Below are 13,785 nucleotides of genomic sequence, written 5' to 3'. Positions count from 1 at the left end.
CAAGTCAGGACGCAATTCAGGCCAGGTCGGCGGACTGGATTCGTTTGACGCCCTTGGCTGTCATCTGCTTCCAGGCCGCGGCCAGCGAGCCGTTCAGGTCAATGGCCCGGGTGGCGTCTTCGATCACATACACCTCGAAGCCCGCCTTGCGCGCATCCATCGCTGTCCAGGCCACGCAGAAATCGGTCGCAAGCCCGGCAACGAAAACACGCTTGATGCCGCGTTGCTTGAGGTAGCCGCCCAGCCCCGTCGGCGTCTTGCCGTCGGCTTCGGTGAAGGCCGAATAGCTGTCCACCTCCTGGTGGTAGCCCTTGCGCACAATCACCTGCGCCGTCGGCAATTTCAGATCCTTGTGCAGCGCGGCATCGTCGGTACCCTGAACACAATGGTCGGGCCACAGCACCTGGTTTCCATAGGCCAGTTTTTTGACTTCAAAAGGTTTCTTGCCCGCGTGCGTGCTGGCAAACGAGGCATGGCCCTTGGTGTGCCAGTCCTGGGTGAGCACGATGTTCTCGAAGGCGGTGGCGAGCTTGTTGATGACCGGCACCACCTCTTCGCCGCCTTTGACCGGCAGGGTGCCTCCGGTCACGAAACAGTTCTGCACGTCGACAACAATCAGCGCGCTTTTGGCGTCGGGCTTGATACCGGCGGCCAGAGCGGCGCGACCGGACAAACCGGTAGCCGCCACAAGGCCGGCACCGGTAAGGGCTTTCAACAAATTTCTGCGGGTGGCTGGATACATGGTGCAATCTCCTGGCAATAGGTTGAACAACAAAACCAACAACTGGGCGCACTACACACTGAGGTAAGCGCGCCGCACTTCTTCATTGGCCGACAACTCGGCCATGGCTCCCTCGTAGCGAATCTGGCCTTTTTCGAGCACATAGGCCCGGTCTGACACCAGCTCCGCAAAATGCATGTTCTGTTCGGAAAGCAGAATGCTGACGCCCTGCGCCTTGAGCTCCAGGATCATGTTGGCCATCTGCTCAACGATGACCGGCGCCACACCCTCAGAAGGTTCGTCGAGCAGCACAAGATAGGGGTTGCCCATGAGTGTTCGCGCCACCGTCAGCATCTGCTGCTCGCCACCACTCATGCGGCCGCCATGGCGGTCCGGCATTTCCCCCAAATTGGGAAACAGCTTGAACAGCCGCTCGGGCGTCCAGACCGGCGCCGCCGTGCCGTCCGGCCAATACCGTGCGGTCTGGCGGCCCACTTCAAGGTTCTCCATCACCGTGAGGTCGGTGAACACGCGCCGGTCTTCGGGCACAAAGCCCAGCCCCAGGCGTGCAGCAACGTGCGATTCACTGGTCGAGATGTCGTGACCGAGAAACTTCATGACGCCGCGGCGCTTGGACAACATACCGATCAGTGCCTTGAGCGTGGTCGATTTGCCGGCGCCATTGCGGCCCATGAGCGCTACGACTTCGCCACGCCGCACATGCAGGTCAACGTCGTAAAGAATCTGCGCTGCGCCATACCAGGCGGCTAGGCCTTTCGCGTCAAGCAGGAGTTCGGCGCTCATGCGATTTCTCCCATCGATGCCGCCACGGCGGCTGCTTTTTGCGCGATTTTCTCAAAGGTTTTACCGCTGCCGAAGTAAACCTCCTGCACTTTCGGGTCGTCGCGAATTTCCAGCGGCTTGCCTTGGGCAATCAAGCGGCCGCGCGCCAGCACGATCATGCGGTCAGCGTAGGCGAACACCACGTCCATGCTGTGCTCGGTGAAAAGAACCGCCATGCCCCGCTCAATGACCAGTTGTTTGGTGAGTGCCATCAGCGAATTGCGCTCCTGGGGCGCCATGCCGGCGGTGGGTTCGTCCATGAGCAGCAGCTTCGGGCTGTTGCTCATGGCAATGGCGAGTTCAACCCGCTTGACATCGCCATAGGCCAGCTCGCTGCAGGGCCGGTCGGCCTGCGAGGCCATGCCCACCTGCGCCAGCAGGGCCAGCGCTTCGTCACGCTTGTGGTCGGCGGCGCGGCGCCACATTGAAAACAGCTTGCCGTCATGGGACAGCAGGGCCATCTGTACGTTTTCAACCACCGTGAGGGAAGCAAAGATTTCCGCGATCTGGAAGGTGCGCCCGACGCCGAGGCGCCAAATGGCGCGTGGCTTGCGGCCCACCAATTCCTGCCCGTTCAGCAGGATGGAGCCCTGGTCCGCGGGCAACTGGCCATTGACCATGTTGAAGGTGGTGGACTTGCCAGCGCCGTTCGGCCCGATCAGCGCCAGCAGTTCTCCTGCCGCCAGATCGAAGCTGATGCCGTCAACGGCTTTCACGCCGCCAAAGGACTTGCCGAGATTGTTGACCTGAAGCAGCGGGGCGCTCATGCCTTTGCTCCTTCACTTTTTGCGGCGGACAGGCGGTTGCGCAGGCGGTCAAACAACTGCTTGGTGAAACCGGCGATACCCTGGGGGAAGAGCAGTACCAGCAGCAGGATGATGGCGCCAAGCATCGCCCGCCAATAGTCGGTGTTGCGTGCGACGGTGTCGTGCAGCCAGGTGAAGGTTACTGCCCCGACGACCGGGCCGGCCAGTGTCTGGATACCACCCAGAAGCACCATGACCAGGCCGTCTACCGATTTGCCGACGCTCAGGCTCTCCGGCGATATGCTGCCCTTTGAAAATGCGTACAGTGAGCCGGCCAGGCCCGCGGCCGCACCGGCAATCACAAAGGCCGTCCACTGCATGCGCTTCACGTCGATGCCGATGGCGTCGGCGCGCAGCACCGAGTCGCGCGAGGCGCGCAAGGCGTAACCAAAAGGCGAAAACAGCACGCGGCGCAGCCAGACAATGGCCGCAATCACCAGCACCAGGGTGAGCCAGTAATACATGCGTTTTTCGGATAACCATTCCGATGGCCAGACGCCCGTGAGGCCATTGCTTCCGCCGGTAAAGGAATCCCACTGGTAGGTCACTGCCCAGGTGATCTGCGCAAACGCCAGCGTCAGCATCGCAAGATAGACCCCCGACAGGCGAACCGCAAACCAGCCATACACAAACGCACCCGCAGCGGCCACCAGGGGCGCCACCATCAAGGCCAGCTCCATCGGCATGTTCATGGAGCGCACCAGCAGCGCCGCGCCATAAGCCCCCAGACCAAAGTAGGCGGCGTGGCCAAAAGAATGCATGCCTGCCGGCCCCATGATGAAGTGCAGGCTGGCGGCAAACAATGCCGCAATCAGCAGGTCAATCATCAGGACGGTGGTGTAGGGGGAATTCACCGTGAAAAACGGCGTCAAGGCAAGCGCCAGCCCGAGCACAGCCGCAGCAACAACGTAGCTTCGGCTGCTTTTGCGCAGGGGTTCTTCCTGCATGCCAACATAGCGGCTGGGAGCCTGGGGCCGGCCAAACAAGCCCCACGGACGCCACACGAGCACGATCGCCATCACGAGAAAATCAGTCACCAGGGTGAGCTTGGAAAACGAAATGGTGAAACCGAAGATCTCGACAACACCCAGCCAGATACAGATGGCCTTGATCTCCGCTATCAACAGCGCTGCAGCGTAAGCGCCGGGGATGGATCCCATGCCGCCAACGACCACCACCACAAAGGCAGAACCGATGGTGTGCAAGTCCATCTCCAGCGTGGCCGGTTCACGGGGCAGCTGCAACGCCCCACCCAGACCCGCAAGCATGGCACCCAGCGCAAAGACGGCGGTAAACAGCCATGCCTGGTTGACACCCAGGGCACTGACCATCTCGCGGTCCTGCGTGGCCGCACGCACCAGCGTGCCCCAGCGCGTTCGTGTGAGGAGCAACCACAACAGGCCCAGCACGACCGGGCCCACAACAATCAGGAACAGGTCGTAGCTCGGAAACTGGCGACCAAGAATTTCAATCGAACCTGATAACCCCGGCGCGCGCGGACCCAGCAGTTCGTCAGGCCCCCACAAATACAGCACCAGATCCTTGATGACCAGCACCAGTGCAAAAGTTGCCAGCAGTTGGAAAAGCTCGGGCGCTTTGTAGATACGGCGCAGAAGCACCATCTCGATGATGGCGCCGAAGATGCCGACGGCTACGGCCGCAAGCGGCAGAGCCACCCAGAAGCTCATGCCGCCACCAAGGCGCTCGACCAGCGTGTAAGCGAGGTAGATGCCGACCATGAAAAACGAGCCATGGGCAAAGTTGACGATGCGGGTCACGCCAAAGATGAGCGACAACCCGGCGGCCACAAAAAACAGCGATGAGGCGCCCGCCAGCCCATTGAGCAACTGGACAATAAAACCTGAAAAACTCATTCAATCATCCTTTAATGCCCAGCCTGCCGCGCTGCGCCACCCGGGGACAGCACAGTGTTGGCGACAGGCGCGGTTGCTCAGTCGGCTGCGCGGAACTTCTTGACGTCGGCGGCAGACGGCTGGAACTTGACGCCGTCGAGGTAGACGTAGTCCACCATCACACCCTTGCCGTTGTCATTTTTGGTCTTGCCGACAAAGGCGCCCATCGTCGATTGATGGTCTTCGGGACGGTAAGTGATATTGCCGAACGGTGTTGAGACCTGCAGGCCCTTGAACGCGGCCACCATCTTGGCGGTTTCCGTGCTCTTGGCCTTGGCCGCACCAGCCGCAACAGACTTGATCATGGCGTAGCCAACCACCGAACCCAGACGCGGATAGTCCTTGAACTTGGCGTGGTAGGCCAGGAAGAAGGCCTTGTGCTCAGGCGTCTGAACGCCGTACCAGGGGTAGCCGGTCACGATCCATCCGTTGGGGGATTCTTCCTTGAGCGGATCGAGGTACTCGGGTTCGCCTGTCAACACGCTGACCACCTCGCGGCCCTTGAACAGCCCGCGTGTATTGCCCTCGCGGACAAAACGGGACAGGTCGGCACCGAACAGGACATTGAAAATGGCGTCGGGTTTGGCATCGGCCAGGGCCTGCACCACGCTGCCCGCATCAACCTTGCCCAGAGGAGTTGCCTGCTCGGCCACAAATTCGACATCAGGCTGGGCAGCTTTCAGCAACTGCTTGAAGGCAGCCACAGCCGACTGGCCATACTCGTAGTTGGGGTACACGATGGCCCAGCGCTTCTTTTTCAGCTTCACGGCTTCGGGCACCAGCATGGCGGCCTGCATATAGGTGCCAGGGCGCAGCCGGAAGGTGTACTGGTTGCCCCCTTGCCAGGTCATCTTGTCGGTCAGAGGTTCACCAGCAAGGAAGAAAAACTTCTTCTGCTTGGCCAGGTCCGCCACGGCCAGCCCGGTGTTGGACAGGAAGGTGCCGGTCAGCACGTCAATCTTCTCGCGCGAAATCAATTCTTCGGCCACGCGCACGGCATCGCCCGGGTTGGCATTGTCATCACGCGTGATGAGTTCAAGCTTTTTGCCGTTGACGCCGCCTGCGGCATTGATTTCGTCAACCGCGAGTTCCATGCCTTTTTTGTAGGGCTCGAGAAAGGCAGGTTGCGCCTTGTAGCTGTTGACCTCACCAATCTTGATCACGCCCTGGGCCTGTGCTGTTGCCAGCGAAACCATCAAACCCAGAAAGGTCACCGTACTCAGCACTTTGTATTGCATCTTCATAAAAACTCCTGTCGTGGATCGGAATAAGCTGGAGGAGAACCGGGGTTACCGGAGCCCATCCTGGCCCTTGATTTCGTGGATCTGCAATCCGCCCACGCGCGGTAGTGGCCGGCCACTGTCTGTCACAACGACAGCAACCACAATTTCGTTGGCACGCGGTGCGTCAGCCACCCGTGCTTCCATCGCATCAAAATGGCTGCGTACAAACGCCGCGTCCTTGTGCCCGAGAGGCACGTCAATGGCCGTTCCAAGGCCGCCGCGCTTTTTACTTGATGGCACCAGCGCGGCGCCTTTTTCGACGGCCAAACGCAGCGGCGCGCCCAGCTTGGGATGCAGTATCGCGGCTGCATGCTCCAGCTCGCCAGCCTCCCCCACAATGGCGGCCTTGCCGTAACTCTGCGCCTGCCCCGGAGCAATGCCCAGGGCCTGCACGCATTTTTCTCCCAACAGACCACCCAGCTCTTCGCCAATGGTGATCAACTCATCCAGGTTGGTGACATACCGACCGGCAAACGGGTTGGCTATCACCGCCATGGCGAGGGCCCGGCGCGTAGGTGGGCTCACCGCCTGCCCCATCTCCATGCGGGTTTCGTCGACCTGAACAATGATTTTGCGAATGGTGGCTTTCATGTTTTCTTTCCTGTCGTTGCAGCCTGCGCTTCAGCGCAAGCCATCCCATTTGCTGATGGCCTGCGCTGCCAACCCGCCCACCCGCGCGTGAATGCGCGGACCGGTGCTCATCGCAAGAATAAAAACTATTTCGTCGGCCAGCGGCGCGCCCGGAACCCGAACCTCGATGGCATCAAAATGACTGCGCACATAACTGGCGTTGACATGGGTCATCGGTACGTCGAGCGCAGCTCCGGGACCGCCTACTTTTTTGGTGGATGGCACGATAGAGAGGGCATTGCCAGGCTGCCCCGTGTTTTCTTCAGCCTGCCCTTTCGAATAGGCCTTGGGGTCGCCTTTCCAGCCCAGCAATTCCCGCATCGCATAGCCGCCTGGCACGTGCCAGAGAGCGCCATGCTCAAGCTCGCCTGCCGCGCCAATGATGGCGCCCTTGCCATAACCCTCGATCCGCTCCACCGGCACGTCCATCGCCGCACGCAAGCGCTCGGCCATATCGATGCCCACTGGCTGCAAAGCCTCCATCATCGGCAGGATGTCAGGCTCATAGCGCCCGGCAAAGGGATTGGTCAGCACAGCCGCAATCGCGCCTCGCAGCAGCGGGACCTGGGCAACCGGGCCAAACTCGTGCCGAATTTGCTCCACATGCGTGAAGACGCGTCGTATTTCAATCATCGGGGTGCGTCCATCCATTTCATTAAGCAAATACTGAACCAACTTGCAAAATCGCTTTGCCGCTGTCCCGCTTTTCCGGGCTTCCCGCAACAACCTCGTCCGTCGTCATGGCCTGATTCTGGCAAACCAGCACAGCAGACCAGATCAGGCCGGCGGCGCGCAAGGCCTGCGCGCACCTCATACCCGAAAGCAGCGCCTGCCGTACAAGTTGCGGCTCCAACGGCGGGACATCCACCGTAACAGGAATGTGGCCGAGATCGGAGTCATCTTTCACCTCGCAAGCTGGCTGACGCAGAATACGCATGTCTGCGATATTCACCGAATTTGCAATCACAGTGGCGGCAGCGTCGGCTTGAGCGGCTGTGCGTGCCAGCACCGTCACGCTGTCAGCAATGCCAAGGGAAAAGCTGCGGCCGCGCCAACCGCTCGTGGCAACACCGCGCACAGGCAGCTCGCTCGAAACCTCGAACCGTGCATCCGTTTGCAGCCCGTCCACAATTTCAGTTCCGCTCAGCCGGGCAATATCCGCATACAGACCAATCCGGACTGACTGCGAGGGTGCGAGGTGCAGCGCTATATCCCCACCATTGTTGACCCACGCGCGGGCGATGCCGGGGGCGTCATAACAAGCAACGAGTTCCTGCGCCACCGAGCCGGCAACAGCCGCCATGGGTGTGATAAAACTATTTTTGTAGGGTTGGCAGGCATGCCACATCCGCCGCGCCACCAAGCCTCGCAACGCGCACTCGCCGGCCACGGGTCGCCGTAGCGCGTCCAGTTCGGCGACCAACTCATCGAGCAGACCGCGAAAGCGCAACCAGGCATCGGTGTGCGCCATTTCCAGCGCATCGGTGTTGCCGCTCGCACCAATAACAATGTCCATCGGGCCGTGCTGAAAATGCCAGCGGCCGTCAGGTAAAAGCGTGCGCTGCGCAGTCACGTATATCTCAGCCGAGAAGGGGAGGACGCGCGATGGGCCAGGGGTTGGAGTCCGGCAACGGCACCCACTGCCGTGCGGCAGGCGCACCTTCGTTGTGCCATGCACCCCGCCGCAGTGCATCTTCCAGGCTGCGGACATGGTCCATATGGCCGCCCAGCGCGCGGTAATCATCGAGCTTCATGCTGAATTCAATCGGTGCGACGATGGCCGGGGTTGGCACCGAGCCAAAGCTGTTGTCCGGCATGCGCATGACGTCGGCCATCACGGTGATGCCGCCTCCCGGCCAGATGTAGGCAGGCGCACCGCCGCAGGTCACATTCACCAGCGCGTCCTTAATGGCCCGCGTCAGCAGGACGGGGTTTTCAGTCACGCCGGCCCGCAAGCTACCGCCGGCACCGCCGAGAAACAGCACCGTGGTCAGGGAAGGCTCGCAGTTCTCGCCGATACGTTCTACAGTACGGCGCACTGCTTCAGGCATTTCCTGTTCCTCGGGCTCGAGTTTGTCATTCAGGACATACCAGCTAGCGTGTTCGCCCGTGGTCGAGGTCATCAAAAGCCGGAGGCCGGGCCAGGCCGTGCCGGCGTCCCAGCTTTCAATGATGGACAGCGGATCGGCGATATCTGTGCCGCCCCAACCCGTTCCTGGATTGGCGACCTGGAAATATCGGCCCGGTGTGGATTTCCGTCCACGCATCTTGATGCCGGACGGTCGCATGTCAAGGCACCGGCCCGCCTGGTGTTCGGTCAAGACGCCCGTGATGTGGTCGTCCACCACCACCACCTCGTCAAGCACGCCAAAAAACTGCTTTGCAAAGATGCCGATGGTGGCAGAACCGCAGCCCACACGCATTCGTTTTTCTTCCACACCATTGACGATGGGTGCACGCCCTGCCTGAATGAGGATCTGGGAGCCGCCATCGATGGTCAGTTCGGCCGGCCCCTTGTTTCCCAGCGCCATCATCATCTCGACGGTTACCCGCCCCTCTTTCTTGCTGCCGCCTGTAAGGTGATGCACCCCCCCCAGAGACAGCATCTGGGAACCGTACTCCGCGGTGGTCACATGGCCGACGACCTCGCCCTTGCAACGCACATTGGCCTGCTCGGCGCCGAGGAAGCGGTCAGTGTCTATCTTCACCTTGAGACTGCAGTAACTGAAGATGCCCTCGGTCACCACGGTGACCATATCCACGCCAGCCGCGCGTGAGGAAACAATGAAGGGTGCTGGTTTGTAGTCGGGGTAGGTCGTTGAAGAACCCACGCCGGTGATAAACACCTCGTCGGCCAGCAGCAGATCACCGCTCCACGGCGTGACTTCCGCCGAGCCGCCCGGTATCTCAGCGGAATCAGCAGCTGCCGGGCGATCGAAAGCCACAAGCGCCGGCTCCCCTTGCGCCAGGCTTCGGCGCAGCAGAAGGACCGGATCAACACGAACCAGCGTGCCGCCGTGATTGGCATACCTGTCGCAGGCACCGCTGCGCCCCTCGGAAATCTGGCACAACACCGGACAGGCATTGCACTCGATCTTTTCACCGCTCATGCGCTCACTGCGCGGCCTGGCCTTCTCCAGTACCTGGGGAAGTTCCGGGGCATCCATGCCTGGCAGCCCGTCCGTTTTCGTATGCTCGGTCATCGTGTTTGCCTTCGCCGGCGGCGTATTGCATTTCATCCGTGTGTAGCAAGCACTTAATTTCAATGTTGTGTTTGCTACATTTAAAATCAATGTAGCGCATACAAATCGGCCGTGCAATAGTGTTTACGCTTCAAATCCGGATTTGGCAGAAAAAATGTTGCTAAAGCTACATTTTCATGTTGCGTTCACTACATTTGTGTGGCATATTGAAAGCACCTGAACGGTGCAGAATTCGCCCGGCAGTCACCTACAAGGACCTCATGACCCACGTCGTCACCGATCCATGCATCAAGTGCAAATACACGGATTGCGTTGATGTCTGTCCGGTGGATTGCTTCAAGGAAGGCGCTGACTTCCTGGTGATCGACCCGGATGAGTGTATAGACTGTGCGGTGTGCATTCCGGAGTGTCCCGTCAATGCAATCTATGCCGACACGGACACGCCGCCCGAATTCGAATCCTTTCTTGAACTGAACCAGCGGCTGGCCAAAAGCTGGCCGCTTATTTCAAAACGGATTGCTCCCCTGCCAACAGCGGAGCAATGGAAAGACAAAACCGGTAAGCTCGCGAGCGCCAACCTCGACGGCTGACAATTCAAACCATCCTGCATTTCATTTACCCCTACCATGAGCGCCTTTAACGAAGAACGTGTCCTGTCCGTCCACCACTGGACCGACCGCCTGTTTACTTTCACCACCACCCGCGACACCTCGCTGCGTTTCAGCAACGGCCATTTCACAATGATCGGCCTGCGGGTCAACGACAAGCCGTTGCTGCGGGCCTATAGCATCGTGAGCCCCAACCACGAAGAGCATCTTGAGTTTCTCAGCATCAAGGTCGCCGACGGCCCGCTAACCTCACGACTGCAGCACATCAAGGTCGGCGACACCATCATCGTGGGGCGCAAGCCGACCGGCACACTGGTCATCGACTACCTGCTTCCAGGCAAGCGGCTTTACCTGCTGTCCACCGGCACCGGCCTGGCGCCATTCATGAGCATCATTCGCGACCCGGCAACCTACGAGCAGTTTGAACAAATCGTCCTCGTGCACGGCGTGCGCCAGGCCGACGAGCTGGCCTATCACGATCTGGTCGTGGACCACCTGCCGCAACACGAGTTCCTCGGCGAGCTCGTCTCCAAACAATTGCTGTATTACCCCACCGTGACAAGGGAAAGCTACCGCAACATGGGCCGCGTTACCGACCTGATGGAAACCGGCAAGATGTTCGAGGACCTGAAGCTTCCCGCACTCGATCCTGCAACCGACCGCGTGATGATCTGCGGCAGCCCCGGCATGCTCAAGGACCTGAAACATATGCTTGAGAAGCGTGGTTTTACCGAGGGGAATACCTCTCGGCCGGGCGACTTTGTGATCGAACGCGCTTTTGCTGAACAGTGATATGACCCCTACGCTTGTCGCTGCGCGTGCCTTCGGCGGTGCGCTGCCCCTTGCACGAAGAATAGGGGCGCTGCGCCTGCGGACTGGCAAAGCCAGATCCACGGCCCCGGCGGGTGAAGAGAAGACCTCCACGCTTCTCGCTTGCTAGCTGACTCTATGGCCACCAAAACCACACACCCCCGCTCGACGACTGCCCGGCTCGCCTCAGCAAAGCGGCCGGGCGTGCGTGAACAGGCAGCGCAGACCACGCGCGACAACATCCTGCGTGCTGCGACCAAGGTTTTTGCGCGGTATGGCTACGACGGCGGCAGCGTGGAGAAAATCTCCCAGGCGGCCAAATCCTTCGACCGGATGATCTACTACTACTTCGGGAGCAAGGAAGGCCTGTTCATCGAAGTGCTGGAGGACATGTACCGGCGCATGAACGATGCCGAGCTGGAACTTGATCTGGACCTGGAGCAGCCGGTGGAGTCGCTCAAGGAGGTGATCCGCTTTGTTGTGACCTACTACAGCAAGAACCCCGAGTTCATCACACTGCTCAACACGGAAAACCTGCACCGCGGCAAACACATTTCAAAATCCATGCGCGCGCGCGAATACTCATCGCCCGCAATCGCCATCATTCGCCAGCTGCTCGAAAGTGGCGTCAAAAAGAATGTGTTCCGCTCCGATGTGTCAGCGCGCAACGTCTACCTGCTGATTGCGGCAACCGGTTACTTCTACATTTCGAACCGCCACACACTCTCGGCCTTTCTCGGTGAAGATTTGCAGACACCTGAAGCCATGGCCGAGTGGCAGGCCTTTATCACCAGCACCGTGCTGCGCACCGTGATGCTCAAACCCTGATCACCATTTCTTGAAAGGCCATTCCATGGCAGAAGCAGCAGCTACAGGAAAATCGGGAAAAGTCGTTATCAGGAACATCGGCCTGCTGTTGTCCGGGGACATCGACCAGCCAATCCTGGACGCAGACACTATCGTGGTCAATGACGGGCTGATCGTCGCCGTCGGCAAGGCCAAGGACTGCAACACCGAAGGCGCACAGACAGTCATCGACGCCCACCAGACCTGCATTTGCCCGGGCCTGATCGACAGCCATGTGCATCCGGTCTTCGGCGACTGGACACCTCGCCAGAATCAGATCGGCTGGATAGATTCCACCATGCATGGCGGCGTCACCACCATGATTTCTGCCGGCGAGGTGCATCTGCCCGGCCGCCCCAAGGACATCGTCGGACTCAAGGCACTGGCCATCACCGCGCAACGCGCCTTTGATAATTTTCGCCCCGGCGGCGTCAAAGTTCTGGCCGGCGCGCCCATCATTGAAAAAGGCATGGTCGAGCATGACTTCAAGGAACTCGCCGAGGCCGGCGTCACCCTGCTCGGGGAAGTCGGCCTGGGGTCGGTCAAGGCCGGCTATGAAGCCAAGGAAATGGTGGCCTGGGCGCGCAAGTACGGCATCCAGAGCACCATCCACACCGGCGGTCCTTCCATTCCTGGCTCCGGCCTGATTGACAAGGATGTGGTGCTTGAAGCCGATGCGGACGTCATCGGTCATATCAACGGCGGCCACACCGCCCTGTCGGAGCAGCATGTCTGCGAGCTCTGCGAGAAGTCCTCACGCGCCATCGAGATCGTGCACAACGGAAATGAAAAGGTCGCCATTGCGGCCGCGCAAGCCGCGCTGCAACTCAAGTGCCCGCACCGGGTGATTCTCGGCACAGACGGGCCGGCCGGTTCGGGGGTTCAACCTCTGGGCATACTGCGGCTGATCGCCCTGCTCTCCAGCCTGGGCAATATTCCGGCCGAACTGGTTTTCTGTTTTGCCACCGGCAACACCGCCCGCATCCGCAAGCTCAACTGCGGCTTGATCGAAGTCGGCCGCGATGCCGACTTCGTGTTCATGGACAAGGCCCAGCACTCTTCAGGCCTGAACCTGCTCGACAGCGTTCAGCGCGGTGACATCCCTGGCGTGGGCATGGTGATGATTGACGGCATCGTGCGCAGTGGCCGTAGCCGCAATACACCCCCAGCCACGCAGATCCCCAGCATCGTCGCTCCGGCCTGATCCTGACATCCCCGGACATGCCGCATCTGCCGTCTCCCACCAAGGAGGAGCTTGCCCGGCTCGAACCGCTTGCGCAGCTCGGCCTGTCCGATATTTTTGTGGTCTCCACACGCCAGCAGGCAGATGAAGCTTTTCAGGCCCTGGCAACCAGCAGCGTGCTGGGCTTTGACACGGAGTCCAAGCCGACATTCTTCAGGGAGCAGGTGTCCGAAGGCCCGCACGTGGTGCAGTTTTCTGCCTTGCAAAAGGCCTGGGTGTTCCAGTTGCACGACGCGGGGTGCCGCGAAGCGGTATCGGCCCTTCTGGAATCGGAAACGGTGGCAAAGGTCGGGTTCGGCCTCGCCGGTGACCATCAGCAGATCCGGCGCACCCTGGGCGTTTCACCGCGCAACGTGCTGGACCTCAACGCGGTGTTCAGGAGCCGCGGCTACGCAAAGGAGCTCGGGGTCCGCGGCGCGGTAGCCGTGGTGTTCAACCGGCGTTTCATCAAGTCGAGGAAAGCCACCACATCCAACTGGGCGAATCGGCAACTCACGGAAAGCCAGATCGTGTATGCCGCCAACGATGCCTGGGCCGCCATTCAGGTATTTGATGCGCTGGGTTTGCCGCCACCACAGTTTTCAGAAACTTAATCCGGATTTAATCCGGATCGAAACGCGCCCTGAAGGCCGCACAAAACTGCGGGCTGCCGACCACGGACAGGGTCAGCGCGTACCAGTTCTCTCCGCCACCCCCCCTCTCGCCAGCGTCTTCTTCCTGCTCCTGCAAGTTGAAGTCCCATTCCCCGCCTTCGTCGAATGGTGCCTGAAGACCGGGAAACGCTGCATGCGCCCACTCCAGCACCTGCACAACTTCCGTCCGGACCGCGGCCACCTGGTCGGGCCGCACGGACGCCATGGCATCGAACGTTCCCCAGCC

General features: G+C 60.4%; 15 protein-coding genes. 5 read left to right on the top strand and 10 right to left on the bottom strand.

The features are described 5' to 3' along the window. Positions 1–16: 16 nt before the first annotated feature. From pncA to B0B52_RS05530, 9 genes are all read right to left on the bottom strand, one after another. A complete protein-coding gene (pncA, locus tag B0B52_RS05570; RefSeq protein WP_077592634.1) occupies positions 17–742 on the bottom strand; it encodes a bifunctional nicotinamidase/pyrazinamidase in 726 nt (241 codons plus the stop codon). Between the two features lie 51 nt (positions 743–793). Next, entirely contained in the window at positions 794–1,525 is a 732-nt protein-coding gene (locus tag B0B52_RS05565; RefSeq protein WP_077592633.1) for an ABC transporter ATP-binding protein, read from the bottom strand. Further along, entirely contained in the window at positions 1,522–2,331 is an 810-nt protein-coding gene (locus tag B0B52_RS05560; RefSeq protein WP_077592632.1) for an ABC transporter ATP-binding protein, read from the bottom strand. Before B0B52_RS05560 ends, B0B52_RS05565 begins: the two co-directional genes overlap by 4 nt. Beyond that, positions 2,328–4,244, bottom strand: a complete 1,917-nt coding sequence (locus B0B52_RS05555) for an ABC transporter permease (protein WP_077592631.1) — start codon at positions 4,242–4,244, stop codon at positions 2,328–2,330. The genes B0B52_RS05560 and B0B52_RS05555 overlap by 4 nt, the downstream gene beginning before the upstream one ends. Before the next feature lie 77 nt (positions 4,245–4,321). Further along, positions 4,322–5,521 carry an ABC transporter substrate-binding protein gene (locus tag B0B52_RS05550; RefSeq protein ID WP_371327378.1) on the bottom strand — a complete coding sequence of 400 codons (1,200 nt, stop codon included), beginning with the start codon at positions 5,519–5,521 and terminating at the stop codon, positions 4,322–4,324. A gap of 51 nt (positions 5,522–5,572) precedes the next feature. Then, entirely contained in the window at positions 5,573–6,157 is a 585-nt protein-coding gene (locus tag B0B52_RS05545) for an amino acid synthesis family protein (RefSeq protein ID WP_077592629.1), read from the bottom strand. Positions 6,158–6,187: 30 nt separating this feature from the next. Further along, positions 6,188–6,829, bottom strand: a complete 642-nt coding sequence (locus B0B52_RS05540) for an amino acid synthesis family protein (RefSeq protein WP_077592628.1) — start codon at positions 6,827–6,829, stop codon at positions 6,188–6,190. Positions 6,830–6,851: 22 nt separating this feature from the next. Beyond that, on the bottom strand, positions 6,852–7,769 hold the full coding sequence (locus B0B52_RS05535) for a UPF0280 family protein (protein WP_077592627.1): 918 nt from the start codon (positions 7,767–7,769) through the stop codon (positions 6,852–6,854). A 7-nt stretch (positions 7,770–7,776) separates the two neighbouring features. Further along, positions 7,777–9,399: a 6-hydroxynicotinate reductase gene (locus tag B0B52_RS05530; protein WP_077592830.1), complete on the bottom strand. Its 1,623-nt coding sequence runs from the start codon at positions 9,397–9,399 to the stop codon at positions 7,777–7,779. Positions 9,400–9,659: 260 nt separating this feature from the next. On the opposite strand from B0B52_RS05530, the gene fdxA reads away from it, so the two are divergent. From fdxA to B0B52_RS05505, 5 genes are all read left to right on the top strand, one after another. Continuing rightward, positions 9,660–9,989 carry a ferredoxin FdxA gene (gene fdxA, locus B0B52_RS05525; RefSeq protein ID WP_077592626.1) on the top strand — a complete coding sequence of 110 codons (330 nt, stop codon included), beginning with the start codon at positions 9,660–9,662 and terminating at the stop codon, positions 9,987–9,989. Between the two features lie 36 nt (positions 9,990–10,025). Then, positions 10,026–10,799 (top strand): ferredoxin--NADP reductase, encoded by a 774-nt coding sequence (locus B0B52_RS05520; RefSeq protein ID WP_077592625.1) that lies wholly within the window; start codon positions 10,026–10,028, stop codon positions 10,797–10,799. A 156-nt stretch (positions 10,800–10,955) separates the two neighbouring features. Beyond that, positions 10,956–11,645: a TetR/AcrR family transcriptional regulator gene (locus B0B52_RS05515; RefSeq protein WP_077592624.1), complete on the top strand. Its 690-nt coding sequence runs from the start codon at positions 10,956–10,958 to the stop codon at positions 11,643–11,645. A gap of 25 nt (positions 11,646–11,670) precedes the next feature. Next, positions 11,671–12,867, top strand: a complete 1,197-nt coding sequence (locus tag B0B52_RS05510) for an amidohydrolase family protein (RefSeq protein ID WP_077592623.1) — start codon at positions 11,671–11,673, stop codon at positions 12,865–12,867. Between the two features lie 17 nt (positions 12,868–12,884). Further along, a complete protein-coding gene (locus tag B0B52_RS05505) occupies positions 12,885–13,499 on the top strand; it encodes a 3'-5' exonuclease (protein ID WP_077592622.1) in 615 nt (204 codons plus the stop codon). Between the two features lie 7 nt (positions 13,500–13,506). On the opposite strand, the gene B0B52_RS05500 is transcribed toward B0B52_RS05505, so the two are convergent. Further along, positions 13,507–13,785: hypothetical protein (locus B0B52_RS05500; RefSeq protein ID WP_077592621.1), on the bottom strand; the 279-nt coding region annotated here is incomplete at its 5' end.

This window comes from Polaromonas sp. A23 (assembly GCF_002001015.1).
Taxonomy (GTDB): domain Bacteria; phylum Pseudomonadota; class Gammaproteobacteria; order Burkholderiales; family Burkholderiaceae_C; genus Polaromonas.
Note: the sequence above shows the minus strand (reverse complement) of the source record. Positions and strands in the feature narration are given on the sequence as shown.

What these genes read in the sequence shown, in the direction of transcription:
- B0B52_RS05545 (WP_077592629.1), bottom strand. Translation starts at nt 6,157, where the DNA reads ATGAAAGCCACCATTCGCAAAATCATTGTTCAGGTCGACGAAACCCGC.
- B0B52_RS05515 (WP_077592624.1), top strand. Translation starts at nt 10,956, where the DNA reads ATGGCCACCAAAACCACACACCCCCGCTCGACGACTGCCCGGCTCGCC.
- fdxA (WP_077592626.1), top strand. Translation starts at nt 9,660, where the DNA reads ATGACCCACGTCGTCACCGATCCATGCATCAAGTGCAAATACACGGAT.
- pncA (WP_077592634.1), bottom strand. Translation starts at nt 742, where the DNA reads ATGTATCCAGCCACCCGCAGAAATTTGTTGAAAGCCCTTACCGGTGCC.
- B0B52_RS05540 (WP_077592628.1), bottom strand. Translation starts at nt 6,829, where the DNA reads ATGATTGAAATACGACGCGTCTTCACGCATGTGGAGCAAATTCGGCAC.
- B0B52_RS05560 (WP_077592632.1), bottom strand. Translation starts at nt 2,331, where the DNA reads ATGAGCGCCCCGCTGCTTCAGGTCAACAATCTCGGCAAGTCCTTTGGC.
- B0B52_RS05550 (WP_371327378.1), bottom strand. Translation starts at nt 5,521, where the DNA reads ATGCAATACAAAGTGCTGAGTACGGTGACCTTTCTGGGTTTGATGGTT.
- B0B52_RS05565 (WP_077592633.1), bottom strand. Translation starts at nt 1,525, where the DNA reads ATGAGCGCCGAACTCCTGCTTGACGCGAAAGGCCTAGCCGCCTGGTAT.
- B0B52_RS05505 (WP_077592622.1), top strand. Translation starts at nt 12,885, where the DNA reads ATGCCGCATCTGCCGTCTCCCACCAAGGAGGAGCTTGCCCGGCTCGAA.
- B0B52_RS05555 (WP_077592631.1), bottom strand. Translation starts at nt 4,244, where the DNA reads ATGAGTTTTTCAGGTTTTATTGTCCAGTTGCTCAATGGGCTGGCGGGC.
- B0B52_RS05510 (WP_077592623.1), top strand. Translation starts at nt 11,671, where the DNA reads ATGGCAGAAGCAGCAGCTACAGGAAAATCGGGAAAAGTCGTTATCAGG.
- B0B52_RS05530 (WP_077592830.1), bottom strand. Translation starts at nt 9,399, where the DNA reads ATGACCGAGCATACGAAAACGGACGGGCTGCCAGGCATGGATGCCCCG.
- B0B52_RS05520 (WP_077592625.1), top strand. Translation starts at nt 10,026, where the DNA reads ATGAGCGCCTTTAACGAAGAACGTGTCCTGTCCGTCCACCACTGGACC.